Source organism: Pseudomonas sp. No.21 (assembly GCF_054558415.1).
The window spans coordinates 1-26,820 of the sequence record NZ_BAAJNO010000015.1; the positions used below are offsets into that span (position 1 = coordinate 1).

General features: G+C 67.7%; 22 protein-coding genes. 4 read left to right on the forward strand and 18 right to left on the reverse strand.

What is annotated here, in order from left to right; genetic code table 11:
- Positions 1–38: 38 nt before the first annotated feature.
- The 13 genes from tssH to ACYJSS_RS26070 all read right to left on the reverse strand — a co-directional run bounded on the left by tssH (position 39) and on the right by ACYJSS_RS26070 (position 16,466).
- Entirely contained in the window at positions 39–2,705 is a 2,667-nt protein-coding gene (gene tssH, locus ACYJSS_RS26010; RefSeq protein ID WP_236205894.1) for a type VI secretion system ATPase TssH, read from the reverse strand.
- A gap of 95 nt (positions 2,706–2,800) precedes the next feature.
- Positions 2,801–3,292, reverse strand: a complete 492-nt coding sequence (locus ACYJSS_RS26015; RefSeq protein ID WP_111264615.1) for an Hcp family type VI secretion system effector — start codon at positions 3,290–3,292, stop codon at positions 2,801–2,803.
- Positions 3,293–3,305: 13 nt separating this feature from the next.
- Positions 3,306–5,027, reverse strand: coding sequence for an OmpA family protein (locus ACYJSS_RS26020; protein ID WP_236205895.1), 1,722 nt, complete (start codon positions 5,025–5,027; stop codon positions 3,306–3,308).
- 10 nt (positions 5,028–5,037) lie between these two features.
- Positions 5,038–5,715 carry a type VI secretion system protein TssL, short form gene (tssL, locus tag ACYJSS_RS26025; protein ID WP_236205896.1) on the reverse strand — a complete coding sequence of 226 codons (678 nt, stop codon included), beginning with the start codon at positions 5,713–5,715 and terminating at the stop codon, positions 5,038–5,040.
- Positions 5,712–7,067, reverse strand: coding sequence for a type VI secretion system baseplate subunit TssK (gene tssK, locus ACYJSS_RS26030; protein ID WP_236205897.1), 1,356 nt, complete (start codon positions 7,065–7,067; stop codon positions 5,712–5,714). Before tssK ends, tssL begins: the two co-directional genes overlap by 4 nt.
- Before the next feature lie 24 nt (positions 7,068–7,091).
- Positions 7,092–8,627 (reverse strand): type VI secretion system contractile sheath large subunit, encoded by a 1,536-nt coding sequence (gene tssC, locus ACYJSS_RS26035; protein WP_111264619.1) that lies wholly within the window; start codon positions 8,625–8,627, stop codon positions 7,092–7,094.
- 30 nt (positions 8,628–8,657) lie between these two features.
- Entirely contained in the window at positions 8,658–9,161 is a 504-nt protein-coding gene (gene tssB / locus ACYJSS_RS26040) for a type VI secretion system contractile sheath small subunit (protein ID WP_111264620.1), read from the reverse strand.
- A 495-nt stretch (positions 9,162–9,656) separates the two neighbouring features.
- A complete protein-coding gene (locus ACYJSS_RS26045; RefSeq protein WP_021217906.1) occupies positions 9,657–10,058 on the reverse strand; it encodes an ExbD/TolR family protein in 402 nt (133 codons plus the stop codon).
- 1 nt (position 10,059) lies between these two features.
- Positions 10,060–10,773: a MotA/TolQ/ExbB proton channel family protein gene (locus ACYJSS_RS26050; RefSeq protein ID WP_111264622.1), complete on the reverse strand. Its 714-nt coding sequence runs from the start codon at positions 10,771–10,773 to the stop codon at positions 10,060–10,062.
- A 37-nt stretch (positions 10,774–10,810) separates the two neighbouring features.
- A complete protein-coding gene (locus ACYJSS_RS26055) occupies positions 10,811–11,611 on the reverse strand; it encodes an energy transducer TonB (RefSeq protein WP_236205898.1) in 801 nt (266 codons plus the stop codon).
- 572 nt (positions 11,612–12,183) lie between these two features.
- The gene (locus tag ACYJSS_RS26060) at positions 12,184–13,089 is read right to left on the reverse strand and encodes a TauD/TfdA dioxygenase family protein (protein ID WP_236205899.1); all 906 of its coding nucleotides are present in this window, start codon (positions 13,087–13,089) and stop codon (positions 12,184–12,186) included.
- 74 nt (positions 13,090–13,163) lie between these two features.
- Positions 13,164–14,069, reverse strand: a complete 906-nt coding sequence (locus ACYJSS_RS26065; protein ID WP_236205900.1) for a TauD/TfdA dioxygenase family protein — start codon at positions 14,067–14,069, stop codon at positions 13,164–13,166.
- Positions 14,070–14,105: 36 nt separating this feature from the next.
- A complete protein-coding gene (locus tag ACYJSS_RS26070) occupies positions 14,106–16,466 on the reverse strand; it encodes a TonB-dependent receptor (RefSeq protein WP_236205901.1) in 2,361 nt (786 codons plus the stop codon).
- Between the two features lie 367 nt (positions 16,467–16,833).
- On the opposite strand from ACYJSS_RS26070, the gene ACYJSS_RS26075 reads away from it, so the two are divergent.
- Positions 16,834–17,763, forward strand: coding sequence for a LysR family transcriptional regulator (locus tag ACYJSS_RS26075; protein ID WP_236205902.1), 930 nt, complete (start codon positions 16,834–16,836; stop codon positions 17,761–17,763).
- A gap of 338 nt (positions 17,764–18,101) precedes the next feature.
- Here the strand turns inward: ACYJSS_RS26075 and ACYJSS_RS26080 are convergent, their stop codons facing one another.
- Both ACYJSS_RS26080 and ACYJSS_RS26085 read right to left on the reverse strand, forming a co-directional pair.
- On the reverse strand, positions 18,102–19,151 hold the full coding sequence (locus ACYJSS_RS26080) for an ABC transporter substrate-binding protein (RefSeq protein WP_236205903.1): 1,050 nt from the start codon (positions 19,149–19,151) through the stop codon (positions 18,102–18,104).
- Positions 19,148–19,300 (reverse strand): hypothetical protein, encoded by a 153-nt coding sequence (locus tag ACYJSS_RS26085; protein WP_173176965.1) that lies wholly within the window; start codon positions 19,298–19,300, stop codon positions 19,148–19,150. Before ACYJSS_RS26085 ends, ACYJSS_RS26080 begins: the two co-directional genes overlap by 4 nt.
- Positions 19,301–19,440: 140 nt before the next feature.
- On the opposite strand from ACYJSS_RS26085, the gene ACYJSS_RS26090 reads away from it, so the two are divergent.
- Genes ACYJSS_RS26090 through ACYJSS_RS26100 form a run of 3 tightly spaced genes read left to right on the forward strand, consistent with a single transcriptional unit; the run spans position 19,441 to position 23,526 of the window.
- Positions 19,441–21,039 (forward strand): ABC transporter permease, encoded by a 1,599-nt coding sequence (locus ACYJSS_RS26090; RefSeq protein WP_373875133.1) that lies wholly within the window; start codon positions 19,441–19,443, stop codon positions 21,037–21,039.
- Positions 21,036–21,899, forward strand: a complete 864-nt coding sequence (locus tag ACYJSS_RS26095; RefSeq protein WP_236205904.1) for an ABC transporter ATP-binding protein — start codon at positions 21,036–21,038, stop codon at positions 21,897–21,899. The genes ACYJSS_RS26090 and ACYJSS_RS26095 overlap by 4 nt, the downstream gene beginning before the upstream one ends.
- Before the next feature lie 19 nt (positions 21,900–21,918).
- The gene (locus ACYJSS_RS26100; protein ID WP_111263966.1) at positions 21,919–23,526 is read left to right on the forward strand and encodes an arylsulfatase; all 1,608 of its coding nucleotides are present in this window, start codon (positions 21,919–21,921) and stop codon (positions 23,524–23,526) included.
- 121 nt (positions 23,527–23,647) lie between these two features.
- On the opposite strand, the gene ACYJSS_RS26105 is transcribed toward ACYJSS_RS26100, so the two are convergent.
- The 3 genes from ACYJSS_RS26105 to ACYJSS_RS26115 all read right to left on the reverse strand — a co-directional run bounded on the left by ACYJSS_RS26105 (position 23,648) and on the right by ACYJSS_RS26115 (position 26,778).
- Positions 23,648–24,616 carry a GGDEF domain-containing protein gene (locus ACYJSS_RS26105; RefSeq protein ID WP_111263970.1) on the reverse strand — a complete coding sequence of 323 codons (969 nt, stop codon included), beginning with the start codon at positions 24,614–24,616 and terminating at the stop codon, positions 23,648–23,650.
- A gap of 75 nt (positions 24,617–24,691) precedes the next feature.
- Positions 24,692–25,717: a DUF2955 domain-containing protein gene (locus ACYJSS_RS26110; protein WP_178083018.1), complete on the reverse strand. Its 1,026-nt coding sequence runs from the start codon at positions 25,715–25,717 to the stop codon at positions 24,692–24,694.
- The gene (locus ACYJSS_RS26115) at positions 25,717–26,778 is read right to left on the reverse strand and encodes an HlyD family secretion protein (RefSeq protein WP_111263964.1); all 1,062 of its coding nucleotides are present in this window, start codon (positions 26,776–26,778) and stop codon (positions 25,717–25,719) included. The genes ACYJSS_RS26110 and ACYJSS_RS26115 overlap by 1 nt, the downstream gene beginning before the upstream one ends.
- Between the last annotated feature and the right edge of the window lie 42 nt (positions 26,779–26,820).

The following is a 26,820-nucleotide window of genomic DNA, read 5'->3' on the forward strand; positions in this document are numbered from 1 at the left end:
GCTGTGGTCGAAGAAATGGCGGAGTTCGGCAAGCATGCTCAAGCCTCCTCGATGACCGGATGCATGTGGTCCTGCCGGTCGATGAACTGCAGGGTGACGCCTTCATCCTCGTCATGGCCGAGGATGACGCTGCGGGCGTGTTGCCGGGTGGCCTGGCGCCGGAGGAGCTGCTGGCTGAGCACCGGCAGGATCTGCTGGTTGAGCAGGCTGTCGATGTTGCGGGCACCGGTATCCGGCAGCAGGCAGGCGGCGACGAGGGCCTCGCTCAGGGCGTCGTCGACCTGGCAGCCCAGGCCGTAGTGGCGTTGCAGGCGGCGTGAGACCTGTTCGAGCTTGAGATCGACGATGCGTCTGAGTGCATCTGCCGGCAGCGGGCGATAGATCAGCGTCTGGAAGCGGGCCAGCAGCGCGGGCTGGAAGTGATCGCGCAGCACCGGGCGCAGCAGTTCCTGGAGCACGCCGTCGGTGGCATCCGGCTGCACCTGCAGGCACGCCTGCAACAGGTCGCTCCCCAGGTTGGACGTCATCAGGATGACGGTGTTGCGGAAGTCGATTTCGCGCCCCTCACCGTCCCGCATGAAGCCACGGTCGAAGACCTGGTAGAACAGGTTGAGCACGTCCGGGTGGGCTTTCTCCACTTCATCGAGCAGCACCACGCTGTAGGGCCGTTGGCGCACCGCTTCGGTCAGCACGCCACCCTGGCCGTAGCCGACATAGCCCGGCGGAGAGCCCTTGAGCTGGCTGACGGTGTGGGCCTCCTGGTACTCGGAGAGGTTGAGCGTGATCAGCGATTTCTCGCCGCCATACAGGCTGTCGGCCAGTGCCAGTGCAGTCTCGGTCTTGCCGACGCCGCTGGTGCCCACCAGCAGGAACACGCCCTGGGGCGCCTGGTCACCGGTCAGGCCTGTCCGTGCGGCTCGCAACCGCTGGGCCAGCGCGCCGAGGGCATGATCCTGGCCGATGACCCGGCGACCGAGTTGATGCTCCAGTTCCAGCAGGCTGGCCTGCTCATCCTTGAGCAGGCTGCCCAGTGGGACGCCGGTCCAGTCGGCGACCACCTCAGCGACGTTGCGCGCGGTGACATCCAGGGACAGCAGCGGCTGGTCACCCTGCGCCTGCTCGAGACGCCGCTGCAGCTCGGTGCAGCGTTCCGCCTGCCGTGGCTCCTCCTGGCGAGCCGCCAGGAGCTGCTGGCTCAGGTCGAGTTCGTGACGGTATTGCCGCTCCAGCTCCGCATGGCGTCGTGCCAATCCGGCGTGCTGTTCGGCGAGCTCGTCCAGCCGCCGGGCGGGTGCCTTTGCGCCCAGCAGGCCATCCGCCTCCAGGGCTTGCCGCTCCAGCTCCAGGGCGACCTGCCGGGCCTTGATGCCGAGCAGTGCCTGGGGCTCGCAATCGAGGCTCATGCGCACGCGGGCACTGGCGGTATCCAGCAGGTCGACGGCCTTGTCGGGCAGCTGGCGCCCGGTCATGTAGCGCCGTGACAGGCTGACGGCTGCGCGTACCGCGGCATCCTCGATATGCACACCGTGATGGCTGGCGTAGCGGGCCTTGAGGCCCCGCAACATGAGGCAGGCGCCGGTGTCGTCCGGCTCGTCGACCTTGACCATCTGGAAGCGCCGCTCCAGCGCCGCGTCTCGCTCGAAGTACTGCTTGTATTCGCTCCAGGTGGTGGCGGCGATGGTACGCAGCTCGCCCCGGGCCAGGGCGGGCTTGAGCAGGTTGGCGGCATCCGCGCCGCCGGCCTGGTTGCCGGCACCGATCAGGGTATGGGCCTCGTCGATGAACAGCAGGATGGGCGGCTCCGCTTGCTGGACCGCGTCGATGATCTGCTTCAGGCGCTGCTCGAACTCCCCCCTGACTCCGGCACCGGCCTGCAACAGCCCCAGGTCGAGGGTCCGCACGCTCACGGGTTTCAGGCTGTCGGGTACTTCGCCCTCGGCGATACGCAGGGCCAGGCCCTCGACCAGGGCGGTCTTGCCGACGCCCGGATCGCCCACGAGGATGGGGTTGTTCTTGCGTCGCCGACTGAGGATGTCGACGACCTGGCGGATCTCGTCATCACGGCCGAACACGGGATCGATACGCCCCTCACGGGCCTGCGCCGTCAGGTCCTGGGTGAACCGGTCGAGCAAGGCCAGGGACGGGTTGGCTGCGGAGCCCGCAGGTGGGCTGGAAGGAAGGACGACCTGACCGGGCTCGGCTTCGTCGAGGCGGGCTTCACGCTGCACATCCGGGCGCTCTTCCGAATGTCGGTCCAGCAAGGGCAACAGGCGTTGCAACTGGGCTTCGCTGAGGCTGAGCAGCGGCCAGGCGGTCTCGCAACGCAACAGGCTGGGCGTTTCCAGCAGGGCGCCGAGCAGGTGCAGGGAACGCAGCCGGTCGTTGTCGTCGTCCAGGGAGGCCCGCAGCCAGGCGTTCTTGATCAACTGCTGCAGCTCGGCACTGAGCTGGGGTCGCTCGCGCACGCTGCGGGGCAGGCTGTCCAGATAGGCGAGCAGCCCCTGCCAGAGCGCATCGAGTTCCCAGCCATAGCGCCGCGCGAGCAAGGTGAGGTCGCCCTCCCCCTGCTCCAGCAGCTTGAGCAGCCAGTGCTCGGGGGTGACCTGGGCGTGGGCGCGGCTCTGGCAGAGCGAGGCGGCGGCACTCAAGGCCCGGGCGCAATAGGGGTTGAGGCGACGAAGCAGGCTGGCGGAGTTCTGGGCCATGGCGATGCGTCCTTGTACGAAGTGCGTGGCGCTTGTGCGTCGGAATGGTTCGCGAAGGGTCGGCGGAGCTTTGTGCCCCGCCGACCATCCCGAGGTCAGGCGCTCTGACGTTCGTTCCAGGAGTCGGCATGGATGATGTTGCCGTCCTTGTAGGTCCAGGTGATCTTCTCGTAGCGCAACTCGACCTGCTCCAGGTGGTTGTGCTTCTCCTTGGACGGGTCCTTCACGTCGTGCATCTTCGGCGCGACCTTCACGACCTTGACGTTCTCCAGCTTGGTGATGAAGTACTCGACTTCCTGGCCGGCATCGTCGATGCGGTACCACTTGAATTCGGCGCTCTTGAGGGTCTGGCCGGTGGTCACCGCCTTGTACAGGTAGGGGCTGGAGGCATCGATCTCCTTGGTGAAGAGGAACGGGGTGTGGACCCGGGTGCCGGTCAGCTTGCCGGTGTTGTTGTCGGTGGGGATGTAGAGGCTGTGATCCTGCGCGATGACCTCGATGCTGCCTTCGCGCTTCTGCACGTCCACCGACCCCTTGATGTCGGCTCCGCCATCGTCCTGCAGCCAGAGATAAACGGGAATTGCCATGTGAAGCTCCTTCTCAGAGGTTGACAGCCGCGGAGTGCGGCTGGTCCTTGCCACCCCGTGCGGCGGTGGGCGACACGCAGGCCCCCACCTCCGGCACCAGGCGGATATCGACGCGCCGGTTGGCGGCGCGCCCGATTTCGGTGTCATTGCTGGCGATCGGCTGACCGGCACCGAAGCCCTGTACGGCAAAACAGCTGTCGGGGATGTCCCCCATCCGCTGCATCCAGTCACGCACCGCCCCGGCACGATCACGGGACAGCTGGAGGTTCCGGTCGGCATCACCACTGGCATCGGTATGCCCGGCAATGACGATCAGCCAGCCGGGCCTGGCCTTGACGTCGACCAGCGCGTTGATCAGGAGCCTGGTCGACTCGGGCTTGAGCGTGGCGCTGCCCACGGCGAACAGCGACAGGCTGTCCAGCCGCACCGGCTCGGGCATCCGCGGCACCTCCGTGGGTGCGTCGTGGGGCCTCCGGTAACCGGTGATGACGGCCAGCAATTCGTCCCTCAGGCGCTCCCCCTGGTACAGGCCCAACCCCAGCCAGAGCGGCTCACCCTGGCGGTAGTAGCCATCCAGGCGCGCTGCATCGGAGCGCAAGACCGCCATGGCTGCTTCACGCAGTTCGAACTCGGGCTGGTCACGGTGCTGGGCGTGGGGGATGGCCAGGTAGCGATGCAGGTCCTCGCTGACCTGGCGCACCAGTTCGCGGTTGTGCCAGGCGGAACCGGCCAGGGCCGAGACCACAGCCAGAGCGGATAGCCAGAGCGATGCCAGCCAGGCACGGCGCAGCGGCGTGGGACTCACACGCGTCGGCAGGAGCGGGAGCAGCGCGTCCGGAAGGGGCAGGAGTGACGAGGTCTCGTGCGCAGGCTCGGTCGCCTCTTCCAGCGTCGTCCGGTCACGCACCCATTGCTGCCAGAGATTCCCGGCGACGCGGCCAGGCAGGGTCGGCACCAGCATGACGCCGCAGGCCACGGCCGTGGCTGCCGGGTCATTGCCGCCCCGGCCGACGAGGGAGGCCTGCACATGCTGGCGCAACCAGCCGGCTACCGCGCCCAGCAGGACGCCGGTGCGCAGGCGCGATGCCGAAAGCACCGGGTCACCCCCGAGCCTCTGCCATTCAGCGAAGGCGATGCAGGCGCCCGCCTCCAGCACATCGGGTTGCGCCCCATTGGCCGCCCAGCAGAACCAGGGCGTCTGGCCCCGGTCGCCTTGCAGGTAGCTGACCTGGAGCAGCGGCAGTACCGCTTGCCGGCGGGCCTGGACGAGTTGATGTCGGAACGCCCGGAGCTTGCCCTCCAGCTCGGCTGCATCGCGATGCTCGCCTGGATCGATGACCAGAAGCACGCCGAGCTGCCCGCCCCAGTGGGGCCGCTGAGCCAGGATGGTGCGGACCATCAGTGGCAGGTGTTCCAGGTTATCCACAGGCAGGTAGCAGCCCTGTGTCGTCATCCTCCAGCGGGGCCCCGCGGCATCGGGCTCATCGAACAGCCCCCTCTGCCCATCGCCACAAACCAGCACCACCGGCTGCTGGAAGCCCGCAGCGGGCAACTGCAGTCCGGCGTCGAGCGTCAGGCCCCGCTGGCCTGCCCAGCGCCAGGCCAGCAGGAGAGCCCCCAGGACGAGCGTCGCGCCCATGAGTCGCAAGCCGCCCGCCATCGGAAAGACGAACAGCAGCGCCAGGGCCAGCAGAGCCGCCCACGCACAGAGCCCGCGCATCAGCATCCTGCTCATCGCACGCCCTTCACACCGCACCGGGCAGCAACGAGGCGACGAGACGACCGAGGTACTGGTCGAGCCCCCACCAGGTCCCGGCGACCAGCACGGCCATCGCGAGCACCTGCATCGCCGGGCCGCGCAGCCAGCGCTTCATCGCATCGCCGCGCTCGACGCCCGTGCCGAGGCTCAGGTCGCCGCCTATGGCCAAGGGCGGGACCCGCTCCTCCAACGCGCTCACCAGGCCATCGCGCTCCAGATCATGCAGCTCGTAGCGCCCTTTGAATCCCAGCAGCAGGACGCGGTGGTACGCCGTCAGGACCTGGGGGTCGGGCGAGGGCTCGCGCAGGACCTCGTGCATGTCCTCGTAGAGGAAATGACCCGCCTGGTGACGGTTGAAGAACTTCACCTGCAACGGCTCACCGGCCCAGTCGGCGTGATCATCGTCCCGGGCGAACGCGAGCACGGTTTCATCCAGCAACGCGCATTGGGCGTAGCTGATGCAGTCGATACTCCGCTGGCTCATGCCCCGCGCCTCGAGTTCGTGGCGTAGCGCTTCCACCTGCTGGATGCAGCGCCTCCACAAGTCACGCCCATGGTGGGCCGACCGCCCCTCGCGCAGGGTCACTACCAGCAGGTAGCTGTCCTGCAGCAGTGCGTCGATGGAGGCCGGGGCGTTAACGCGTACCTCGCTGTGCAGGCTCATGAGCGCAGTACCGCGAACAGTTCGAGCCGGGCGTCGATCAGCGTGGCGGGAACATAGAAGGCGCACACACCGGCGGCGAGCATGGCCCGCCCCTTGGGATGCCCGAGATCCAGCGCGAAATACTGGTTCTCCAGGCGCAACGGGATGGCGGCGGGGACATGGTTGAGCGGTTGCAGCGGGATGCCGTCCAGCGCCGCGTTGACCAGGTGGTCGACGTCATCCGGGGTCCCCACCTTGCACAGGTGGGGAAACTGGCTCTGCAGCTGCGCGGCAGAGAGTCGCGAGCGGACGGAAAGGTAGAAGTCGGCGCCATCCGGCTCGCGCAGCCTGGGGTCGTGGAGCGAAACCTTCCAGCGGTTCGCCCCGCTCTCCTCCAGCTCCAGGGCGATGACGCGCGACGGCAGACTGGCTTCGAGCAGCGTCGAGATCATGCTCATCAGCGGCGGCAGGACCCGCTCCAGCTGCTCGTGCCGGTAGGTCGGCACCTGGTCGATGTCGTGCTCCAGCGAAAAGGTCGACAGGCTGCCGGCGAGCTTCGCCAGCTCCAGGTAGACCTGCTCGGGATGACGCGCAGGATGAGCCCTGAGGTCGGCGAGGATCGGCTGGTAGGTGTTGAGCGCATTGAGCAGCCAGAACAGCGAGACGTCCGCCACCGCGAAATCGGCCATGCGCTGGTTGCTTTCACGGCGCATGGCCATCAGGCGCTGGCGCTTGGCGGACAGCTGGATGAACAGGTTGTCCAGCTGCACCAGCAGGCCCGCATGGGCATCGAGGCTCAGCAATGGCGGTACGTAGCCGGCATCCACGGCCCAGGTTCCCTGGGTATCGCGCAGCAGGCGCACCACCGGGCAGGTCAGGTAGTCGCCGTTGTCGTCGCTGGCCAGGCGCAGGCTGAGCTGGTGCTCCATGACGCTGATGGACTGCCGCTCATCGCCATAGAGGTCCTGCACCGCCTGCCAGTTCTGGCGATAGCGGGTGGGCCGGTCTTCACGCTGGCCATCGAGCACACAGTTGTTGCCATTGCCCTGTTCCAGCGGCAATGCCAGCAGCAGGGTGGCGCTGCGGATGTCGTCGGCCAGGACGCGGGACAGCTCAAGCGCCGGCGGCAGGTGATCGGCGCGGTCGGTATCGATCAGCGTGCCGTCCGGCATGCGCACGTGAAGCCGCGATGCCTTGAGCCGGCCCATCCTCAGGGCATCGGCATCGAAGTCGGCTGCCAGTACGCCCCAGGGATGAACGAGGGCGAGCCGGGCGATGCGCTCGTTGGTCCAGGCTTCCCAGCGGGCCTGTTGCTGGAACTGCTGCGGGGACAGAAGCGTCCCCGCAGCCCAGAGGGGGCGGTCGATGTTCATGGCGTCGTTTCCCTGGCCAATGCGTCAGGCCTTGGCCTTGGGCATCTGCGAGACCAGCGACAGGTTGATGTCCATGCCCTCCACCTGGAAGTGCGGCACCGCGTACAACTTGACGCGGAAGAAGCCGGGGTTGTCGTCGATGTCCTCGACCAGCACCTTCGCCTCGCGCAGCGGATGCGATGCCTGCAGGTCGTCGCTGGGGTCGGTCATCTCGGTGACGAGTCCGCCGATCCACTTGTTGAGCTCCAGTTCCAGCAGGCGCCGGTCCTTGGTGGTGCCGATGTTTTCCCGCTGGATCAGCTTCAGGTAATGGGCGATGCGCGACAGCAGGAAGATGTACGGCAGGCGCGCGTTGATGCGGCTGTTGGCGGTGGCATCGGCGGTGTCGTACAGCGCCGGCTTCTGTGCCGAGTTGGCGGAGAAGAAGCAGGCGTAGTCGCGGTTCTTGTAGTACGACAGGGGGATGAACCCGAGGTTGGCGAACTCGAATTCCCGGGTCTCGGGAATCATCACCTCCGACGGGATCTTCACCTGGTTGCCGGTGCCCAGGTCGTAGAGGTGGATCGGCAGGTCGGTCACCGCGCCACCCGATTGCGGGCCGCGAATCTGCACGCACCAGCCGTTGTTGATGAAGCTCTTCACCATGTTCGCGGCGAAGGCGAACGATGCGTTGGTCCACAGGTACCGGTCGTGGTCGGGCCCCTTCACCTTCTCCACGTAGTTGAAGTTGCGCACGGGGATGGTGTCCGGGCCGTAGGGCAGCCGACCGAGGACACGCGGCAGGGTGAGGCCGATGTAGCGGGAATCGTCGCTGTCGCGGAAGGATTTCCACTTGATGTACTCGGCCCGATCGAAGTAGTTGCCGATGTCCTTGATGGCGGCGACTTCCTCCATCGACTCCTTGCCGAAGAAGGCCGGGCCGACGGCGCCGATGAAGGGCATGTGCGCCGCCGCGGCGACCTTGGACAGGTTGCGCAGCAGGGCGATGTCCTGGGGGCTGGCATCGAACTCGTAGTTGGAGATGGCGGCCGCGATCGGCTCGCCGCCGGGGGTGTCGTATTCCTGGGTGTAGGTGTGGACGTAGAGGCCGCTCTGGGCGATTTCCGGTGCATCCTCGAAGTCCTGCACCAGGTGGTCCTTGCTGATGTCGAGCAGTTCGATACGGACGTTCTGGCGGAAGTCCGTCTGATCGATCAGCGACTTCACACCGCGCCAGGTGGACTCCACGCGCTGGAAATCCTCGTGGTGCATGACCGCGTCGAGCTGGCGACTGATCTGCGCGTCGAGGGAAGCGATGTGTTCATCGAGCAGCGTCTTGTCCAGGCGCTCGACCTTCTGCGCCGACTGCTGGAGCAGGTCGAGGAAGACGCTGACCGCCGCCGTGACGCGCTCGTCCGCCGACGCTTCGGACAGCGCCTCGTTGTTCTGGAATGCATCCAGGCCGCTCAACTCGCTGATCGGGCTGAGGTTGATCTTGCTGAACAGCGCCGCATAGACGCCCTGGCTTTCATCGAATGAAGTGGCGCCACGAGGGGCTGCGGAGGTGTGTTCTACGGACATGGGAAACCTTCCTGTGGAAATCCGGATGCGTTAAGAGGCGTCTTGGGGGGCGAGCGCAGCGAGCTCGGCGCGCAACTCGTCGCTGAGGGCGTCATCCTTGAGGATGCGTTCCAGTTCCTGGCGGAAAGTCGCGTTGTCCAAAAGGTTCGACTTGAGGTCGCGCAGCAGATTGCGCATGGCCAGGAGGGCGCGAAGCTGGGGGATCTGGCGAGCCACCTGCTCGGGCTCGAAATCCTTCATGCGGTGGAAGGCCAGCTCGACCGAGGTTTCCGAATCGTCATCGGCCAGGGTGTTCTCCACGGCCAGCTTCATGCGGGGGGCGAACTCGGCGAGCACGCTGTCGAAGTTGTTGCGGTTGATGTTGACCTTGGCGCGCTCGGACAGGGGGCGCGCCTCACGGCCGTTGCTGTAGTCGCCCATCAGCATCAGCTTCAGCGGAAGCTCGACCTTCTTCTGCGCACCGCCGGTGTGCAGGTCGAGCTTGATGTTGACCCGTGCCTTGGGTACTTCGTTTTGGAAACTGTTCGATGCCATGACTACTCCAGATGTCTCCCCGGGGGGAGGTCAGATGAAAGCTGTCGAGCAGGAATTCGTGACCACGGCCAGGTGGTCGTGCGGTCCGTCGGTGCGATCGAAGGGGCTGAATTCCATTTCGTACTCGTTGCTTGCTTGCATGGGCCGCAACGGCATGAGCGGCTGCTTCGGATGCACGTTGCTACGGAGGCGAACGCCACGCTGGCGGGCCGGCGGCTATCTAGGCCGATAACCACAAAGCGGCGAAAGAGGAAAAGTCCGAGAGGAGCCGTGAACGGTCTGAAGCCGGCGGGGAGTGCTGTAGGAACCCAACTGTTAACGATTGGGCAGATGACGAACGCCGAGGCTCTCCGCCCCTGCGCGCGCACAAAAAACCCGGAGCTGCCGCATGCAGTCCGGGTCAGCCCTGGCGGGCGTTGCAGGCCTTCCTGTCTCAGAAAGCCGCAGGATAAAAAAGCCACCTCCCCCCTGCCTGAAGGGAGGCGGCCAAAGCTGTCAGCGGGCGGTGATCACCGCCAGCTTGGTGATCCCGGCGCGTTCGATGGAGGCCATGGCCTTGGCCACCGCGCCGTAGTCGACCTTGTCGTCCGCCTGCAGCTGCACGCGCAGCTCCGGGTCCTTGGCCTTGGCGGCCTCCAGGTTGGCCTGCAGCAGGTCGGGCTGGATCTCGTCCTTGTTGATGAACAGCTTGCCTTCGCCGTCGATGCTCACCACCAGCGGGTCCTTCTGGTCCGGCGGGGCGACCGCTTCGGTCTTCGGCAGGTTGATGGGGATGGCATTGGTGAGCAGCGGCGCGGTGACGATGAACACCACCAGCAGCACCAGCATCACGTCCACCAGCGGGGTGACGTTGATCTCGGAGAGAACCTCGTCGCTGTCTTGAGTGGAGAAGGCCATGTCAGGACGCCTCCTTCACTTTCTGGGCGGCGCCTTGCTTGCCGGCGGCGGGGTTGACGATGACCTTGAAGGCGCTCTTCTGGGCCAGGCTGTAGAAGTCGTGGGCGAAGTCGTCGAGGTCGGCGGCGGTCAGCTTGAGGCTGCGCAGGAAGTAGTTGTAGACCAGCACCGCGGGCACCGCGACGGCGATGCCGACGCCGGTGGCGATCAGCGCCGCGCCAATGGGGCCGGCGACGGTTTCCAGGCTGGCGGAACCGGCCAGGCTGATGCCCTTGAGCGCTTCCATGATCCCCCACACGGTGCCGAACAGGCCGATGAAGGGCGAAGTGGAGCCGATGGAGGCGACTACCGCGAGGCCGGATTCCAGGGAGCGGCGTTCACGCTGGATCTGCTGGCGCAGGGCGCGCTCGAGGCGGTCCTGGTGGTTGATCGCCTGGCTCAGGTCGCCGGGCTGGCCACCCTGCACCTGGATCGCGGCGAAACCGGCCTGGGCCACGTGGGCAACGGCACCGGCGTGGTCCTGTACCAGGTCGGCGGCGCTGTCCAGGCTGGTGGCGCTCCAGAACAGCTTCTGGAACTTGCGGTCCTGGTGCTTGAGACGGGCGAACTGGATGCCCTTGACCAGGGCCAGGCCCCAGGTGACGACCGAGAAGCCGATCAGCAGCCAGATGACGAGGTGCTCGACCGAGCCGAAGGGGTTGTTGAGTAGGTCCATGTTGCGATCCTCCAAGTGCGCCGGGGCGCGAATCTGTTCAGTTCAATTTGAAGTCGATGGGCACGCTGACCCAGCCATCCTGGGCCACGTCGCCGCGCTTGGCGGGTACGAAGGTCCAGCGTTTGACGGCCTTGATCGCCGCCTCGTCGAGCAGGTCGCGACCACTGCTCTTCTGGATCTGCACCTCGCTCGGCGAGCCGCTGGCCAGTACGTGGACCCGCAGCAGCACCGTGCCTTCCCAGCCGCGACGCTGGGCGAAGGAGGGGTATTCCGGCGCCGGGTTGCGCAGGTAGCCGGCATTGGCCGAGGGCGGCGTGACCGGTGCCGGCGCGGGCGGAGCCGGGGGTGCCGGGGGTGCGGGCGGCGCTTCCACCTTGGGCGGCGCCTCCACCGGCTTGGGTGCCGGCTTGGGCACGGGTTTCGGCTTCGGCTTGGGCACCGGCTTGGGCGGCGGCGGCTTGACCGCGAGCTCCTCCACCACGGGGGGCGGCGGCTCGACGACCGGAGGCGGTGGCGGCTCGGGCGGCGGCGGTTCCACCACGGGCGGTGCCGGCGTGGTGAATTCGATGGTCATGGGCGGAATCTCGGGCGGTACCTCGGGCAGCGCCGGAGTGGGCTTGTTGCTTACCCAGTAGAGAACGCCGGCATGCAGCACCAGGGCGAAGGCGCCCAGCAACAGCGCTTCGCGACGACCGAGCACACGACCGTCGCGGCCCCTGAAGCGGGACGTGCCGAGGGCATGGCGCAGCGGCACGCCGAGGTCACGCACTTCGCCAGGGCTGCGCGCTTCACGCCACAGCAGGTCGCTCGCGCTGTCGGCTTTGAGGACATTGCCCATCGGCAAGACTCCCGGTTGGAAAAAATCCGGCCTGTGCACCGGAAAGTGATCGGATGGCAGCTGCGGAGCTGCATGAGGGCCATTCCAGAGCGGTCGGCCACGGAGAGATGATTGGTTTTTGGGCTTATCTCTTAAAGTAATTTTTAATGATTCATTAATTACTTTAAGGAATATAAGTTTCTAACTGATTGATAAATAAGGATTTATAAATCGTGATGCTTGGAAGGCATTGAAAATATGCTTGGAAGGCATTGAAAGCGGCGGGATCGAGGGGGGTGTTGGCGGCCCCCGCTGGTGGACCGATAAAGCGGGGTCCACCCTAGGCCCGGGATACCTTGTGCCCGTACGGCGCAACGGTGCCGACCCTGTTCGCGAATGAATTCGCTCCACCAAAAGCTCGGCCGGTGCGTAGGGTGGACGTCGCTCTTCACGTCCACCAGCAGAGCTGCCGGCGGCCCCCATTGGTGGACCGATAAAGCGGGGTCCACCCTACGCTCGGGATACCGTGTGCCCTTACAACGCGACGGTGCCGGCCCTGTTCGCGAATGAATTCGCTCCCACGGGGCGAAGGATCAGAAGGGGCGGCTGCCGCTCAGGCTGATGCGCTTCATGCGACGTTTTTCGGTGGCGGGGAAGCCGTTGCGGGCGTGGAGGACGGCCTGGTTGTCCCACCAGACGATATCGCCGGCGCGCCAGGCGTGGGCGTAGTGGAAGCGCGGGTTTTCCAGGTGCTCGCGCAGGCGGCCGATCAGGGCCTTGCCGTATTCCGGGTCGGCACCGGGGATTTCCACTTCGGTGTGCACGCCGAGGAACAGCAGGCGCTTGCCGCTTTCCGGGTGGGTGCGCACCAGCGGGTGCTCGGTGCCCTGGATGGCGGGGATATCCGGGGTGCGGTAGGTGACGAAGCCGCCGTTGTAGCCGCCACTCTTGAGGCGGATGAAGGGGTTGTAGGTGACCAGCCGCAGCGGGTCGATCTCGCGGCGGGTGGCCTCGTCCAGCGCGCTGTAGGCCAGGGCCAGGTTGGTGAAGTGGGTCTCGCCGCCCCTGGAGGGCACCTCCAGCGCGTAGAGGAAGGAGCCGGAGGACGGCGTCGGCGTCCAGTGGTGGTCGACGTGGGCGGGGATGGCGGTGTTGCCCAGCTCGCCATCCTCGGTGTTGGCCACCTTGACAATCTCCGGCGCCTTGCCGTCGACGCCGGAGGACAGCACCGGGATGTCCGCCGGCGGCTGGAACACCGCCCCGAAGTGAGTCGCGAAGGCCAGGTACTGGGCGTCGTCCAGGTGCTGGTCGCGGAACAGCAGGATGTGGTGCTCGCGCAGGGCCTGCTTGAGGGCCAACACCTGCTCGGGGGTGATGCGGGTGGCGTCGAAGCCGCTGACCACCGCGCCCAGGGGCGCGGCCAGGGGCGTGATGGCGAAGGGGGCGTCGTGGTGCAACGGTGCGGCGGGTTCTGCCTGGGTGTGGGTGGCCAGGGTCATGGTCGGTCTCCTGTCATGGGGTGGGTTGGCTCGGCGGGCCCGCGCCTCCGCGAAGGCCCGCCGCACGCCTCGCGTCAGCCCTTGCGGGTGGTGCGGCTGCGCTGGCCGTCGATGCCCACCGGCACGTCGCCGGCCAGGGTCACGCGGCGCACGATGCGCGGCTGGGTGTCGTAGTCGTCGACGGCGTAGTGCTGGGTGGAGCGGTTGTCCCAGATGGCCACGTCACCAGGCTGCCAGCGCCAGCGCACGGTGTTCTCCAGGCGCGTCACGTAGCCCTGGAGGACGGCGAAGATGTGCGCCGAGTCGGACTGCGAGAGCCCCTTGATGCGTTTGACGAAGTGCCCCAGCAGCAGGCTGCGCTCGCCGCTGACGGGGTGCACGCGCACCACCGGGTGCTCGGTCTCGTAGACGGTGGAGGTGAACACCTTGCGGTACTCCTCCAGCTTTTCCACCGGGGCGTTGGGGCGCACGCCGGCGTAGTCGTATTCGTTGCTGTGCACGGCCCAGAGCGTGTCGGCCAGCGCGCGCAGCGGCTCGGGCAGGTCGGCGTAGGCGCTGGCGGTGTTGGCCCAGACGGTGTCGCCGCCGGCGGCCGGGGCCACCACGTTGCGCAGGATGGAGGCCTTGGGGTAGGCGTCGACGAAGGTCACGTCGGTGTGCCAGGAGTTGGCCCGCTGGCCTTCGGCACCGTCGAGCTGGAGCAGGTAGCGGGTGCCTTCGCGCACCGGCACGGTGGGGTGGGCGACGGGGTCGCCGAGCAACTGGGCGAAGGCTTCCTGGGCCTGGTCGTCGAGGTGCGTCTGCCCACGGAAGAAGATCACCTTGTGCCGCACCAGGGCGGCCTGGATGGCCTCGACCGTGGCGGCGTCCAGGTCGCCGGAGAGGGTCACGCCACGGATCTCGGCGCCGATGCGCCCGGCGATGGGGTGGATGTCCAGCTGGAGCTCGGTCTGCTGGGTGGCCAGTGCTGCGTTGCTCATGGTGCGGTCCTCGCGTTGGGTGGGTGCTGCTGGGGGTCAGAAGTCGTAGCGCAGGGAAACGCCGGCGGTGCGCGGGGCACCCACCGAGGCGGTGTAGGCGCCGTTCAGGTAGGCGAAGGCGCTGAGGTAGTAGTCGGTGTCGGTGGCGTTGCGGACCCAGATGGAGGCGTCCACCTGGCCGTCGCCCAGGTCGCGGCGCACGCCGGCCGAGAGGTTGACCAGGCCGTAGCCGTCGATCTTGGAAAGGTCGGAGTTGTCCAGGGTGCCTTCGGCTTCGGAGCGGTACGAATAGCTGGCGGTGAGGTAGGGCTCGATACGGTTCTCCAGCTGCCATTTGTATTCGCCGCTGAGGTTGGCGATCCATTTCGAGGCGCCGACCACGCGCTCGCCGGTGAGGTCACAGGTGGCCGGTGCGCCGGGGGCGGTGCTCACCTCGCCGGGGCACGGGGCGTCCTTGAAGCTGAGGTAGGTGACGTCGTTGTAGGAGCCGTTGACGTTCAGGGTGAGGCCGCGCACGGGCAGTGCGGTGGCTTCGAACTCCAGGCCGCGCGAGCGCACGCTGCCGGCGTTGGCCAGCACCTGCACGACGTTGGTGGAGCCCGGCGCCTGGTACAGGGTGGTGGCCTGGTAGCCGTGGATGCCGGTCCAGAACAGGTTGGCGTTGAGCAGCAGGCGGCGGTCCAGCAGCGTGCTCTTGAAGCCCAGCTCGGCGTCGTTGGCGCGCTCGGGCCCGACCAGCAGCGAGTCGGCTCCGGCCACCGGGGCCGAGCCCACCGCCAGGTTCACCCCGCCGGACTTCTCGCCATGGGCCAGGGAGGCGTAGCCCAGCAGGTCCTCGTCGAACCGGTAGGCCAGGCTCAGCAGGAAGGACGGCGCCGCGTTGTGCAGGCTGAGGTCGCCCGAGTCATAGGCCCCCAGTTGCGCCGCGCGGATGGCGGCGGCCTGGCCGGTCACCGCCGCACCCCCGACCGGTGCGAAGCGCTCGACCTTGGCGTCCTTCTCCTCGTAGGTGCCGCGCAGGCCGGCGGTGAAATCGAGGCGGTCGGTGAGGTGCCAGGTGCCCTGGGCGAACAGCGCGTAGCTGTCGGTCTCGATCTTGCCGTTGGCTTTGGTGCTGACGTTGTTCAGCGCGTTGAGGTTGGCGCCGAGCAGGAACAGGTCGGCTTGGGAGCCGTAGTCGGTGAAGGTCTTGTTGCCCAGGTTCTGGTTGAACACGTAGGCGCCGACCACGTAGTCGAAGGCGCCGCCGGTGGGCGATGCCAGGCGGATCTCCTGGGAGAACTGGCGGTCGTGCACCTCCACCCCGGTGTCGAGCAGCGCCGGCACGTTGAGGCTCTCGTCGTTGGCCGGGGTGAAGTGCCAGTAGCGATAGGCGCTGATGGAGGTGAGGGTGTAGCCGCCGGCGAGGTTCCAGTTGGCCTCCACCGAGCTGCCGCCCTGGTGCACGCTGACGTTCTGGCGGCCGTCGATGTTGACCTTCCTGTCGTCCGGGTCGCGCAGCGGGGACGCTCCCGCCAGGGCCGCGCGCTGCCAGTAACGCGCCGGCGCGCCGTAGACCACCATGGTGCCGGTGCTGGAATCCTCCTCGTTGTAGTCGTTGATCCAGCGCAGGCTGAAATCCTCGTTGGGCTCGAAGAGGAACTGCCCGCGCACGCCCTGGCGTGCACCGCCGTTGAGGTCGTTGCCGTCGTGGATGTTCTTGATGAAGCCGTCGTCACGGGTGCGGTAGGCCGACAGGCGCGCGGCGAGGGTTTCGGTGAGGGCGCCGTTGACCGTGCCCTTGGCCTGGAAGTAGCCGTCCTGGCCGCCGGAAACCTCCACCGTGCGCTCGGGGCTGAAGGTGGGTGCGCGGGTGCTGATGTTGAGCACGCCGGCGGTGGTGTTCTTGCCGAACAGGGTGCCCTGGGGGCCACGCAGCAGTTCCAGCTGCTCGATGTCCAGCAGGTCGAACACCGCCATGCCCGGGCGACCCAGGTAGACGTTGTCGAGGTAGACCCCGGCGCTGCCTTCGAGGCCGTCGCTCGCCGGGTTGTTGCCGATGCCGCGCACCGCGACGCTGGACTGGCGGGCGTGGATGAAGGCGACGTTGACGCTGGGCAGCACCTGCTGCAGGTCCTGCACCTTGTACACGCGCTGGGTTTCCAGGGTGGCGCCGCTGAGGGTGGTGATGGGCGTGGGCACGTCCTGCACGTCTTCCTCGCGGCGGCGGGCGGTGACGGTGACCTTCTGCAGGGCGACATCCTTGTCCGCTTGCTGCTCGGTGTTGCCCTCGGCGGCCCAGGCGCTCCCCGCGCCCAGGGCCAGCAGCAGGGTCAGCGCGTAGTCCACGGCGGCCAGGCGCTGCAGCGCCAGGGGCCGGACGAGGGACGAGGGGAAAGCGGTACGGCGGTGGCTCATGGGGCAATCCTTGTTCGGGGCCCGGCTTTTTCCGGGCAGAGCGGGCCCGCATCGCACGCAGGGCGACGGTCGGGGCAGCATGGGTTCGGGGGGAAGGCTCAGGCGGCGCGCAGGGCCACCGGCTCAGGGGTCGGCTGTCAGCGACAGCGGCGCATGAGCGGCGCGAGGAGCCGGGTCATGGCGGGGACGGGCAATCGGGCTGGCGTGGTCATCGGGTATCCCCCTTCGGGCTGGGCCATATACTTATTCCTTTTTAGTCTTATTTATCTAAACAAGCTTCGTTGACGGAATAAGAGCCTGCATTTAAAACCAGCACCCATATGGGGGCAAATGCCTTCGACCTATATTTTCGATGCCGGTAAAGCATATGGATCTGCGCCAACTCCGTTACTTCATCGCCCTGGTGGAACACCGCAGCTTCGTCCGTGCGGCCGATGCCATGGGCATCACCCAGCCGGCCTTCAGCCGCAGCATCCAGGGCCTGGAGCAGGCCTTCGGCTGCCAGTTGGTGGATCGCGGCAACAAGGACCTGCGCCCCACGCCGGAAGGCCAGGTGGTGCTGCAGCACGCCCTGCGCCTGGTGCAGGGGGCAAGCAACCTGGCGCGCGAGATCGACCAGATGACCAAGCTGGACGCTGGCGAGCTGCACTTCGGGTGCGGCCCGGCGCCGGCGGCCAAGCTGGTGCCCGACGCCCTCGCCGAGTTCATCGCCCGCCATCCGCGCATCAACACCCGTTTCGAGGTGAACAACTGGGAGACCCTGGGCCGCCTGCTGGCCCGGGACGAGATCGAGTTCTTCATTGCCGACATCCGCCAGTTCGAGACGGACCCGAACTTCCAGACCCGCGAGCTGAGCCCGCGCCGGGGGCGTTTCTTCTGCCGCGCCGGGCACCCGTTGCTGGCCAAGGACAGCCTCTCCACCAACGACCTGTTCGACTACCCGCTGGCCGCCACCCGGCTGCCGGCGGGGGTGCGCAAGCTGCTGGCCGGTTTCAGCGGCAAGGCCGATTTCAGCCTCAACGTGGAATGCGAGCACATGCCCGCGCTGGTGCAGGTGGTGAGCCAGACCGATGCGGTGGGCCTGGCCATGCTGGAAACCCTGGCGCTCCACCTAGAGCGCGGCGAGCTGGCGCTGCTGGACTTTCGCAACCTGCCGGAGAACCTGGACAGCCTCTCCGCCCGCTGCGGCATCGTCACCCGCACCGGCTACCGCCTCTCCCCGGCGGCGCGGGCGCTGATCGAGATCATCGTCGAGCTGGACGGAATCGAAGCGGAAGAAGCGCGGCGCAGCGCCTGAGTCTGCCCACCGGACCTCGGTCCACCAAGGGGACTGCCGGGCACTCCGCTGGTGGACGTAAAGAGCGACGTCCACCCTACGCAGCGGTCGAGGTTTTCGTGGGCGAATCCATTCGCGAAAGGGTTCGACGCAGTTGCGTTGGGCCTCGCTGCGCTCGGCGCCAACCTAGGGCACGCGAAATGCCGAGCGTAGGGTGGACCACGCTATATCGGTCCACCAAAGGGGGCCGCCGGAGGCTCCGCTGGTGGACGTAAAGAGTGACGTCCACCCTACGCAGCGGTCGAGGTTTTGGTGGGCGAATCCATTCGCGAAAGGGTTCGACGCGGTTGTTGGCGGCCTTAACGCGATGCCTGCACCGGTTCCTTCAAGGCGGCATCGAGGAAGCGCGGCTCGACCCAGTCGCTCACCTGGAAGGGTTTGCGGATCAGCCGCTGTTCGGCGGCGAAGTCGACGCCCTTCTGCAGGCGGGCGAGGAAGGCGGGGTCCAGCTGCGGGTCGAAGATGTCCTTGAAGCTGTCGTCCTTGAGGTCGGTGCCGAGGATCACCGGCGGGTAGCTGGCCAGGCGCGAGACCAGCTCGACGTAGGCCTGCTTGTGGTTGTCGTCGCGCAGCCACTCCACCGCCTGCTGCTGGGCCTTGACCAGGCGCGCGGTGACCTCGGGGTAGTCGCGGACGAAGGCACCCGTGCCCACCAGCACCGCCTGGGTGCTGCCGGCGCCGCCCAGGTCGCGGGTGCTGAGCGGCAGTTCGGCGAGCCCCTTCTCACGCAGGGCGATCAGGCCGGCCAGGCCCCAGGAGGCATCCACCTGCTTGGCTGCCAAGGCCGCGTTGGCGGCGTTGAAGTCGAGGTTGATCACCTTGTAGTCGCGCTCGGAGAGGCCACGGCTGGCCAGCGCGTTGGCGAAGGACAGCTGGTTGGCGGTGCCGCGGAACACGGCGACGCGCTTGCCCTTGAGGTCTTCCAGGGTCTTGATGCCCGAGCCGGGCACAACGCCCAGGTAGCTCTTGACGCCGCGCGCGGTGGCGCTGAGCAGGCGGGTGTCGAGGCCGCTGGCCTTGCCGATGATGGCGGCCAGGTCGCCCAGGTAGGCGAAGTCCACCTGGCCGTTGGCCAGGGCTTCGTTGATCACGGGGCCTGCGCCCTTGAAGAAGCGCCACTGGATCTCGATGCCGTCCTTGGCGAATTCCTGTTCGAGGATCTGCCGGCTTCGCAGCACGTCCACCACGCCACCGCCGCTGTGTTCGCTGCCGGCGCTGAGGTCGGGCACGGCGATGCGGATTTCCTTGGGTGCCTCGGCCGCCTGGGCGAGCAGCGGAGCCGCGCCGAGCACGCCCGCCAGCAGAGTGGGGGCGAAGAGCCCGAGGACACTGTTGATCAGGGTTTTCATGGATGGGCGCTCCTGCGCGACGGTTCGGTGAGGGCGCCAGATAGGCACAGGAAGAAATCGAAATTAAATACTAAAAATTCATTTTTTAATGACTGGATCGCATAAATCAGGGCCACAGCGGCTTCCAGCACGCTATGCAGGAAATGCATAAAAAATATTCGGCAAAGGCATTTGCCGCTCTCCGGCCCCTTCCCTATCTAATGACGCCTCTTATCCATAAATAAATGGATTTTGAGTTTTTATATTCCACACGGAAATAACGTTAGAGCCCTGGCGCCGGGAGACACCGATGAGCAAGATCCAGACGCTGCCGAGCCTGCGGCCTCCCGCCCGGCTCCATCTGCCGGCCATCGGCGCCGGCATTCTCGACCGGGCCCTGCCCTGGCTGCTGCCCGTGGGGCTGTTCCTGCTCTGGTGGCTGGCTGCCAGGCACCACTGGATGTCCGAGCAGATCCTCCCCGCCCCCGCCCTGGTGTGGCAGAGCGCATTGGAATTCGGTTCCGGCGAACTCTGGGGGCACCTGTGGATAAGCCTGCAGCGCCTCGGCATCGGCCTGCTCGCCGGTGTCGCTGGCGGGGTGCTGCTCGGTGCCTGGCTGGGCCTGTCGCGCCGGGCCGAGGCGCTGGTCTACCCGAGTTTCGTGGCCCTGGCGCAGATCCCGACCCTGGCCTGGATTCCGCTGTTCATGCTGTTCTTCGGCATCGGCGAAACCCTCAAGCTGGTGGTGCTGGTGAAGGCCGTGGTGGTGCCGGTGACCCTGCACACCCTGGTTGGCGTGCGGGACGCCCAGCCGCGCCTGCGCGAGGCGGCGGCGGTGCTGCGTCTGCCGCCGCACCTGCTGGCCTGGCGCCTGGTGCTGCCGGCTGCCCTGCCCGCCTTCATGGCCGGCTTGCGCCTGGCCCTGGCCACCGGCTGGACCTCGCTGCTGGCGGTGGAGCTGCTGGCCTCCAGCGAGGGCATCGGCTACCTGATGGTCTGGGGCCGCCAGCTGTTCATGCTCGACCTGGTGTTCGTCTGCATCCTGGTGATCGGCCTGGTGGGCGCGCTGATGGATCGCGGCATCAACCTGCTCGACGCCCGCCTGCTGTTCTGGCCGCACCCGGCCACCGCCGAGCGCCCGCGCGGCCCGCGCCTGCGGGGCTGGCAGCGGTTGCAGGCAACCCTGCTGCCCCTGGCGCTGCTGGCCCTGTGGCAGGCCAGCAGCGCCCTGGGCTGGGTCGATGCCAATATCCTCGCCTCCCCGCTCGATGTGCTGCGCGCCCTGCACCAGGGGCTGCTGGATGGCAGCCTGCCCACGGCCATGGGCGCCAGCCTCAAGCGCACCGTGGCAGGCCTGGCGCTGGGGGGTGGCGCGGGGCTGGCGCTCGGCCTGCTGCTGGGGCTCTCGAACCGCGCCGAGCGCATCGCCGGGCCCAGCCTTTCGGCCCTGCGCCAGGTGGCGATCTTCGCCTGGGTGCCGCTGCTCACCGCCTGGTTCGGCCTGGGCGAGGCGGCCAAGCTGGCCTTCGTCAGCCTGGCGGCCTTCTTCCCCCTATTCATCGCCACCCAGCGCGGCGTCGCCGGGCTTTCGCCACAACTGGGCGAGGCCGCGCAGGTGCTGCGCCTGGGCCTGGGCAAGCGCCTGCGCCTGCTGGTGCTGCCGGGTGCCGCGCCGGCCATCTTCGCCGGCCTGCGCCTGTCGCTGATCTACGCCTGGCTGGGCACCATCGGCGCCGAATACTTCATGCCCTCGGACGGCGGCATCGCCAGCTACATGCTCGGCGCGCAGCAGCTGTTCCGCATGGACCAGGTGATGGCGGCCATGCTGCTGGTGGGCCTGGTCGGCGCCCTGCTGGGCACTCTCGGACAACGCATCGAAACCCGCGCCACGCGCTGGAGAACCGCATGAACGCCTTCAACCGCAGTGCCGCCGAAGCGGCCAACCAGCCCGTTTCCGCGCCGCCCACCCTGAGCTTCGCCGGGGTCGGCAAGGTCTTCGAGGTGGATGGCCAGGATTTCCAGGCCATCCAGGACTTCAGCCTGGATATCGAGGAGGGTGAGTTCATCGCCATCGTCGGCTCCAGCGGCTGCGGCAAATCCACCCTGCTGCGCCTGCTGGTGGGCCTGGATACCGACTTCAGCGGCCACATCGAGGTGGACGGCCAGCCGGTGCGCGGCATCGGTGGCGAACGCGGCATCGTGTTCCAGGAGCACCGCCTGTTCCCCTGGCTGACGGTGGCGCAGAACATCGGCCTGGGCCTGGTCAACGAGCCCATCGAGCAGGGCGAGCGCGCCCGGCGCATCCAGCAGTTCGTGCAACTGGTGGGCCTGGGCGGTTTCGAGGGCGCCTACCCGCACCAGCTCTCCGGCGGCATGGCCCAGCGCGTGGCCATCGCCCGGGGGCTGGTGGCGAGCCCGCGCATCCTGCTGCTGGACGAGCCCTTCGGCGCCCTCGATGCGCTGACCCGCCAGCAGATGCAGGACGAGCTGCTGGCCATCCGCGCGCGCCAGCGCATCACCACCCTGCTGGTCACCCATGACGCCGAGGAGGCCATCTACCTGGCCGACCGCGTGGTGGTGTTGGCGCCCCGCCCCGGGCGCATCAAGCAGGTGCTGCCCATTGACCTGCCACGCCCGCGCCAGCGCACCGGCCACGACTTCCATCGGGTTCGTGAAGCCCTGCTGCACCAGCTGACCGGCGAGGGTGACTACCAGCCGCCGGTGCCGCCGCGCGTGACCGACCTGCCCCTCGAATTCATCGCCCTGTAGACCCCTTGGAGAACCCTGGATGAGCAAACGCCCCAACTTCCTGGTGATAGTCGCCGACGACCTGGGTTTTTCCGACCTGGGCGCCTTCGGCGGTGAGATCGCCACGCCGAACCTGGACCGCCTGGCCTTCGACGGCCTGCGCCTGACCGACTTCCACACCGCGCCCACCTGCTCGCCGACCCGCTCGATGCTGCTCACCGGCACCGACCACCACATCGCCGGCATCGGCACCATGGCCGAGGCGCTGACCCCGGAGCTGATCGGCAAGCCGGGCTACGAGGGCTACCTCAACGACCGCGTGGTGGCGCTGCCGGAGCTGCTGCGCGAGGCGGGCTACCAGACGCTGATGTCCGGCAAGTGGCACCTGGGCCTGACCGCCGAGCGGGCACCCCATGCACGGGGCTTCGAGCGCTCCTTCTCGCTGCTGCCCGGGGCGGCCAACCACTACGGCTACGAGCCGCCCTACGACGCCACCACGCCGGGCATCCTCAAGGCGACGCCGGCGCTGTACGTGGAGGACGACCGCTTCATCGAGCAGCTACCGGAGGATTTCTATTCCTCCGACGCCTTCGCCGACCGGCTGATCCAGTACCTCAAGGAGCGCGACCAGAGCCGCCCGTTCTTCGCCTACCTGCCCTTCTCGGCCCCGCACTGGCCGCTGCAGGCACCGGCCGAGGTTGTGGATAACTACCGGGGCCGCTACGACGCCGGGCCCGAGGCGCTGCGCCTGGAACGCCTGGCGAAGCTCAAGGCGCTGGGCCTGGTGGCGGCGGATGTGGAAGCGCACCCGGTGCGGGCGATCAGCGCCGAGTGGGAGGCGCTGAGCGAGGCGGAACGCCAGGTGTCGGCGCGGACCATGGAGGTCTACGCGGCGATGGTGGAGCGCATGGACTGGAACATCGGCCGGGTGCTGGACTACCTGCGCCAGCAGGGCCTGGAGGACGACACCTTCATTCTCTTCATGTCCGACAACGGCGCCGAGGGCGCGCTGCTGGAGGCCTTCCCCAAGTTCGGCCCGAACCTGAAGAGCTTCCTCGACCAGCACTACGACAACAGCCTGGAGAACATCGGCCGCGCCAACTCCTACGTCTGGTACGGGCCGCGCTGGGCCCAGGCGGCCACCGCGCCGTCGCGCCTGTACAAGGCCTTCACCACCGAGGGCGGCATCCGCGTGCCGGCCCTGGTGCGTTATCCACAGCTGCAGCGGCAGCAGCAGATCAGCCACGCCTTCGCCACGGTGATGGACATCACCCCGACGGTGCTGGACCTGGCCGGCGTGCGCCACCCGGGTACGCGCTGGCGCGGCCGCGAGGTGGCGCCGGTGCGCGGGCGCTCCTGGCTCGGCTACCTCTCGGGCGAGACGCCCCGGGTGCATGACGAGAAAACGGTCACCGGCTGGGAGCTGTTCGGCATGCGCGCCATCCGCCAGGGGCACCTGAAGGCGGTGTACCTGCCCGCACCCGTGGGGCCGGAAACCTGGCAGCTGTACGACCTGGAGAAGGACCCGGGGGAGATCCACGACCTGGCCCAGGAACGGCCGGAAGCCCTGGCCGGGCTGATCGCGGCCTGGCAGCGCTATGTGGACGAGACGGGGGTGATCCTCAGCGAGTCGCCGTTCCAGCCGTAGGGCGAGCGCGAAGAAAGCAGGGGCGTAGGGTGGACCGCGCTTCACCGGTCCACCGTCGGTGCTCACCCGGGGCTTCGCTGGTGGACGTGAAGAGCGACGTCCACCCTACGAGGGCAGGCGGTTACACCTGCACGATGCGGTTCTTGCCGCTGCGCTTGGCGGTGTACATGGCTTCGTCGGCGCGGGCGTAGAGCTGTTCCAGGGTGTCGCCGGGGCGCAGGGTGGTCAGGCCCTGGCTGAGGGTGACACTGAAGATCTGGCCGGCGGCGCTGAACGACAGGCGCTGCACCTCGCGCTCCAGGCGCTCGGCGACCTGCAGGGCCTGGGCCGGGTCGCAGCCGGGGAATACGGCGGCGAATTCCTCGCCGCCAATGCGCCCGAAATGGTCGACCCGGCGCAGGGCGCCGGCGCCGCACTGGGCGATGCGCTGCAGCACCAGGTCACCGACCTGGTGGCCGTAGGTGTCGTTGATCTTCTTGAAGTCATCGATGTCCAGCAGCAGGAAGGCCAGGGGCCGCTCATAGCGCTCGGCGACGTCGAACTCGCGCTGGGCGCATTCGAAGAAATGGCGGCGGTTGCTGGTGCCGGTCAGCACGTCCGTGGTGGCCAGGCGCTGCAGCTCGGCCTCCAGGGTCTTCTTCTCGGTGATGTCCTCGGCGATGCCCACCACCAGGGTGGACTGCCCGGCCTGGCCCTGGCGGCTGACGAAGCACTTGTCGCTGAGCCAGCGCACCTGGCCGTCGCCCCGGATGATGCGGTACTCGCGCACCTCCACCGCGCCCTTGGTGAGCACCTCGGCGAGGCTGCGCGCGGCGTACTCGACGTCATCGGGGTAGATGCAGTTGCGCCACTCGTTGAAGTCCACCATCAGCAGCTCGGCCGGGCGGCCGAACATGCGCTCGTAGTGGGGGCTGACGTAGATGATCTTCTGCGCGTCCCAGTCGAAGGCCCAGAGCACGGCGTTGACGCTGCCCAGCAGGCTGTTGAACAGCAGTTCGCGTTCGCGCAGGCGCTCCACCTCGCCACGGCTGTGCAGCAGTGCCAGGGTGAGCTTCTCCAGCTCGCTGGGTGTTTCCTCGAAGTTTTCCATCCGGCCCATAGCCTGCCTTCGCGTATTCGGGTCACGTTACGCCCACAACGAAGCGGCGGGCATGAGTGGCCGGCGTCAGGCATGACTCTGGTGACGAATGGCTGCAAAACGGTTGAACAGGCGGTGCAGGACGAACACCGCAAGCAGGGTGATGAAGACCGCAACGCAAACCGAACTGAGCCGATAGGCCAGGCTGAACATCATGTCGTGACTCGGCGTCAGGTATTGACCGAAAACGATGGCCAAAGTTGTCAGCGCACCGAAGCCGATTCCCTGCGCCCCCTCCAATACGTGCACTCGGGCACAGAAAAAGGCGGCTATCCAGTACAGCGAGGCGACGAGCGGTAGCACGTCGTAGTGGTCGTAGAGCAGCAGTTGCAGCACCAGGGCGATCAGGCAGCCGAGCAGGGTGCCGAGGGCGCGGATGCGTCCGGCGAAGCGGATGCCGTTCCAGTGCATGGGGAACAGCACGAGGATCGAGGCGATCTGCGCGGACAGCGAATCCTTCAGGTCGAAGCTCTGGAACAGGATGAACGACAGGGTGGCGATCGAGGCGCCGAGCAGGGCCTCGTGGCGCTGGCTGGCCAGGTCCTTGGGCGGCGGGGTGCGCGGCTCGCGGGGCTCGGCATCGGGGAAGAGGAAGAACATCAGCCAGGCGATCAGCACCGTCAGCGCGGCGGCCACCAGGTTGCTGGCCACCAGGTCGTAGAGGTGGGTTTCGGGGTAGCTGGCGAAGTGCAGCTGCATGGAGAGGAACACGCAGCCCAGGGCGCCGAACAGGAACAGCGGGCCGCGCGCCATGAGGCTGAAGCGCCAGAGGAAGGCGAGGAACACCAGGGGCACGATGAGCAGCGGGCGGTCGCCGAACAGCCCATAGATCACCAGCGTCTCCAGGCTCACCAGCACCGCCTGGGCGAGGAACTGGCGGATCACATGGGCGTTGAGGGTGGGCACCAGGCCCAGCAGCAGCATGGGGTAGACGCAGAAGAACGAGCCGTTGTCCCAGCCCATCAGCTTGCACACGAACAGGCCGAGGGTGCCGCCGCAGGCCAGGCGCAGGCACTGGCGCAGGCCGTTCTCGCTGAGGGCCGGGCGCTTCATCAGTAGATGTAGTGCAGCAGGCTGATGAGGCGGATCTGCACCCGGCCGAAGAACGTGGCCAGGGGCGATTCGTGGGGGTAGAGCTGCACCGTGGCCTTGGCGCCGCTGGGCAGGGGCGCTTCCGGGGGCGCCTCCAGCAGCACGTGCAGGCGCTGGCGCTGGGCGTCGCGCACCCAGCGGTCGGAGGTGGCGGGGGCGGCGAGGTCGCCGTTGGCGTCCAGCTGGCCTTCCTTGACGCCCGCGTCGATGGCGCCGACCCGCGCGGCGAAGATGCGCCCGGGCAGGGCGTCGAACACCACGCTGGCGCCATCGCCCAGGCCCACGTAGCGCAGCGCCTTCTCGCGGAAGTCGGCGCTGATGTCGGCCTCATCGGCTACCAGCGCGGCCACCGGGCTGCCGGCGGCGACGAAGGCGCCGGGGGACAGTTGCAGGTTGCTCAGGGTACCGGCGCGCTCGGCGCGCACTTCGCTGTACTGCAGCTGCAGGCGGGCCTGGTCGAGGGCGTTGCGGGCCTGGCGCAGGCGCAGGTTGTCGTCGCCTGCCGCACCACGCTCGGCGGCCAACTGGTGGATGCGCGCACTGGCGGCGGCCACCTTGGCGCTGGCGGCGGCACGCTGCGACTGGGTCTGTTCGAACAGCTGGCGGGAGACGTGCTGGCTGGCCACCAGCTTGCCGAGGCGCTCGGTCTCGCGCGCCAGCTCCTGGGCCGAGGCGTCGGCGGCGAGCTTGTCGGCACGGGCGGCGGCGAGGCTGGCATCGAGCTCGGCGTTGTCCTGGGCGGCCTGCTCCAGGGCCAGCTCGGCGGCGTTGACGGCAAGGCGGAAGGGCTCGGGGTCGAGGCGGAACAGCAACTGCCCAGCCTGGACGTGGGCGTTGTTGCCGACGGCGATGTCCAGCACCTGGCCGCTGACCCGGGGCGCCAGGCGCAGTACCGGGCGCGTCAGCTGGGCCTGGGGGGTGATGGGCATCCACAGGTCGGCCGCGAGGAAGTAGGCGAAGAGCAGCACGAAGGCCACGATGGCGCTCCGCACCCGGCGGGCGAACCTTTGGTCGGGGGTCATGGATACCTCGGCAATGCAGGGCGGATCGGCAGGGCCACGAGC

Excerpts from the sequence above, each read along its gene's own strand:
- tssH (WP_236205894.1), bottom strand. The coding sequence starts at position 2,705 with ATGGCCCAGAACTCCGCCAGCCTGCTTCGTCGCCTCAACCCCTATTGC.
- ACYJSS_RS26015 (WP_111264615.1), bottom strand. The coding sequence starts at position 3,292 with ATGGCAATTCCCGTTTATCTCTGGCTGCAGGACGATGGCGGAGCCGAC.
- ACYJSS_RS26020 (WP_236205895.1), bottom strand. The coding sequence starts at position 5,027 with ATGAGCAGGATGCTGATGCGCGGGCTCTGTGCGTGGGCGGCTCTGCTG.
- tssL (WP_236205896.1), bottom strand. The coding sequence starts at position 5,715 with ATGAGCCTGCACAGCGAGGTACGCGTTAACGCCCCGGCCTCCATCGAC.
- tssK (WP_236205897.1), bottom strand. The coding sequence starts at position 7,067 with ATGAACATCGACCGCCCCCTCTGGGCTGCGGGGACGCTTCTGTCCCCG.
- tssC (WP_111264619.1), bottom strand. The coding sequence starts at position 8,627 with ATGTCCGTAGAACACACCTCCGCAGCCCCTCGTGGCGCCACTTCATTC.
- tssB (WP_111264620.1), bottom strand. The coding sequence starts at position 9,161 with ATGGCATCGAACAGTTTCCAAAACGAAGTACCCAAGGCACGGGTCAAC.
- ACYJSS_RS26045 (WP_021217906.1), bottom strand. The coding sequence starts at position 10,058 with ATGGCCTTCTCCACTCAAGACAGCGACGAGGTTCTCTCCGAGATCAAC.
- ACYJSS_RS26050 (WP_111264622.1), bottom strand. The coding sequence starts at position 10,773 with ATGGACCTACTCAACAACCCCTTCGGCTCGGTCGAGCACCTCGTCATC.
- ACYJSS_RS26055 (WP_236205898.1), bottom strand. The coding sequence starts at position 11,611 with ATGGGCAATGTCCTCAAAGCCGACAGCGCGAGCGACCTGCTGTGGCGT.
- ACYJSS_RS26060 (WP_236205899.1), bottom strand. The coding sequence starts at position 13,089 with ATGACCCTGGCCACCCACACCCAGGCAGAACCCGCCGCACCGTTGCAC.
- ACYJSS_RS26065 (WP_236205900.1), bottom strand. The coding sequence starts at position 14,069 with ATGAGCAACGCAGCACTGGCCACCCAGCAGACCGAGCTCCAGCTGGAC.
- ACYJSS_RS26070 (WP_236205901.1), bottom strand. The coding sequence starts at position 16,466 with ATGAGCCACCGCCGTACCGCTTTCCCCTCGTCCCTCGTCCGGCCCCTG.
- ACYJSS_RS26075 (WP_236205902.1), top strand. The coding sequence starts at position 16,834 with ATGGATCTGCGCCAACTCCGTTACTTCATCGCCCTGGTGGAACACCGC.
- ACYJSS_RS26080 (WP_236205903.1), bottom strand. The coding sequence starts at position 19,151 with ATGAAAACCCTGATCAACAGTGTCCTCGGGCTCTTCGCCCCCACTCTG.
- ACYJSS_RS26085 (WP_173176965.1), bottom strand. The coding sequence starts at position 19,300 with ATGCATTTCCTGCATAGCGTGCTGGAAGCCGCTGTGGCCCTGATTTAT.
- ACYJSS_RS26090 (WP_373875133.1), top strand. The coding sequence starts at position 19,441 with ATGAGCAAGATCCAGACGCTGCCGAGCCTGCGGCCTCCCGCCCGGCTC.
- ACYJSS_RS26095 (WP_236205904.1), top strand. The coding sequence starts at position 21,036 with ATGAACGCCTTCAACCGCAGTGCCGCCGAAGCGGCCAACCAGCCCGTT.
- ACYJSS_RS26100 (WP_111263966.1), top strand. The coding sequence starts at position 21,919 with ATGAGCAAACGCCCCAACTTCCTGGTGATAGTCGCCGACGACCTGGGT.
- ACYJSS_RS26105 (WP_111263970.1), bottom strand. The coding sequence starts at position 24,616 with ATGGAAAACTTCGAGGAAACACCCAGCGAGCTGGAGAAGCTCACCCTG.
- ACYJSS_RS26110 (WP_178083018.1), bottom strand. The coding sequence starts at position 25,717 with ATGAAGCGCCCGGCCCTCAGCGAGAACGGCCTGCGCCAGTGCCTGCGC.
- ACYJSS_RS26115 (WP_111263964.1), bottom strand. The coding sequence starts at position 26,778 with ATGACCCCCGACCAAAGGTTCGCCCGCCGGGTGCGGAGCGCCATCGTG.